The 2,065-nt window shown below is 44.2% G+C and carries 2 protein-coding genes and 1 pseudogene; all 3 read left to right on the top strand.

What is annotated here, in order from left to right:
- A pseudogene (locus F6K49_RS43620) lies at positions 1–371 on the top strand (hypothetical protein); the annotation flags it as partial.
- Positions 371–1,279 (top strand): tetratricopeptide repeat protein, encoded by a 909-nt coding sequence (locus F6K49_RS43615; protein ID WP_293107985.1) that lies wholly within the window; start codon positions 371–373, stop codon positions 1,277–1,279. The pseudogene F6K49_RS43620 and the gene F6K49_RS43615, both read left to right, overlap by 1 nt.
- A 267-nt stretch (positions 1,280–1,546) precedes the next feature.
- A partial coding sequence (locus tag F6K49_RS43610; RefSeq protein WP_293107982.1) for a tetratricopeptide repeat protein occupies positions 1,547–2,065 on the top strand: 519 nt, incomplete at its 3' end.

Raw genomic sequence — 2,065 nt, 5'->3', positions numbered from 1 at the left:
CGGACTTTTTGATTCGACGGCGTAAATTTGACCCCACTAGCCCCTTGATTTTGTGGCAGATTGCCATGGTTGGCAATCTCGGTTTTTACAAACCGGAGGAACAGTTTCGTCCTCTAACTATATTGACTGAGGTATTAAAAACACATTATGGAGGTGACCATGAAGTGATTGTTTACGAAGCAGCTGTTTATTATCCAGTTTGCAAACCAGTGATCCAGCGTATTCCTCTGTCCAAGCTACCACAGAGCAGTGTTACTGAGGTTTCAACCCTTTATATTCCGCCTCAAGGGTTAGCACCTGTGGACAAAGACATGATGGCGCGCTTAGGTATGTCTTGTGTTAAAGAAGCTACAGGGGAGAAACAGATCTGATGACAGCTTATCAACAAACTGTGTCCAACCTCAACTTAGCGTCCGCACAGAACCCTGAGAAAGCTAAGGCTCTAGCTCAGCAAGGTGAGGCTGATCGGCTGATGGGAGATTTTGAAGCTGCCCTCGCTAAGTTCACCGATGCCATTGAGCTAAATTTTAACAACCCTTGGGCTCTCGCTCACCGTGGGCAAACCTACTATCAGATCAAACGTTATGACGAAGCCCGAACAGATTTTAGCCGCGCTATTGATCTCAACCCTAACTACCTTTGGGCCCTCGCTCACCGGGGCGTAACCTACCGCTTTATGGGGGAAGCATATTACACAATGGCAGTGGCTGACTTGGATCGAGCCATTGAGCTGAAGCCGGATTACCTTTGGGCAATTGCCTATCGTGCCCGAGTTTATGAGCTGATGAAGTGCTACAAGAAAGCCCTGATTGATTTTGACCGTGCTATCGCCTTTGACAAAACCATATTTGTGAAAAATTGGCAAATTGAGAGAGGGTTAATCCTTTGCTACGACGGCCAATATGCTGAGGCGATCGCCTGTTGCCAGCAGAGGTTAGAGGAAGTTCCAGATGACACTACAGCTTTATACTGTATTGCAGTGGCGAAGGCTCGCTGGCAGGGATTGACCCAGGCCAAAAGCGAGATTGAGCGTACGCGGTCAGTATTGCGCTCTCAATGGCAGACAGGGGATCGAGGAGATATTCTGTACCGACTGAGCGGCTTAGCCATCTTGGTAGGTAACTGCGAACAAGCATGGGAATATCTAGAAGAAGCTATTCCTATTAATGATGAAGCCATTGAGTTAGTCGGTCACGACCCAGCTTGGATGGAGTGGCGAGATCACCCGAAAACTCAGGCATTACTCGCTATAGAAAAGGGAGTAGGGATTAGGGAGTAGGGAGTAGGGAATATGGAATCAACAATTATCACAATTCTTACAGGGATTGCTATAGAGCAGTTTTTAGTCTAATTAAGGTACACAGTCTTTTTAGCTTTTTACATCTTACCTCTTAGAGGTTCTAAGTTCACTGCTCCCTGCTCCCTGCTCCCTGCTCCCTAAAAACATGTACCTCACCCAATTGAAAACCCCTATAGTTAAGGGTTTGATACAACAAACCTCAATCAATTAAGTTTCAAATAACAGTCAAGGAGGAATTTGATACAGATGGATAATAACACTTGGGCTCTTGCTCAAAAAGCAGAAACTCTTCGCTTGTCAGGAGCTTATGAACAGGCGATAGAGAAATTTGAAGAACTTCAAAAAAGTGACTCGGACAATGCTTGGCTCAATGCCCACCTAGGAACAACTTACTACCAGTTGATGGATTATGGTAAGGCCGAAAAGTACTTGAAAAAAGCCGTCAAAAAGAATGATAACTATCTCTGGGCTCATGCACATCTAGGTGAAACCTATCGTCTACGAGCAATTACAGAAAATGATAAAAAGCAGAAAAAGGAATCTATTAAATCAGCTATAAAACATTTTGAAAAAGCCCTTGCTCATCAAGCACCAGAAAACAGCAACTATGGGTGGGCATTAGCTCACTTGGGAGCAACCTACCGCCTGAAAATAACTCTGGATAAGAAGAAATTAATCAAAGAAAATGAGATAGATGAAAAAAGTAAAAAACAAGCTTTAAATTATCTTAACAGAGCGATTGAACTTATGCCCACATATGCCTGG

Source organism: Moorena sp. SIO3I6 (assembly GCF_010672095.1).
The sequence above is the reverse complement of the archived record's forward strand: the minus strand, read 5'-3'. Positions and strand labels throughout refer to the sequence as shown.

Coding starts and splice junctions, on each gene's coding strand:
- F6K49_RS43615 (WP_293107985.1), top strand. CDS start 371: ATGACAGCTTATCAACAAACTGTGTCCAACCTCAACTTAGCGTCCGCA.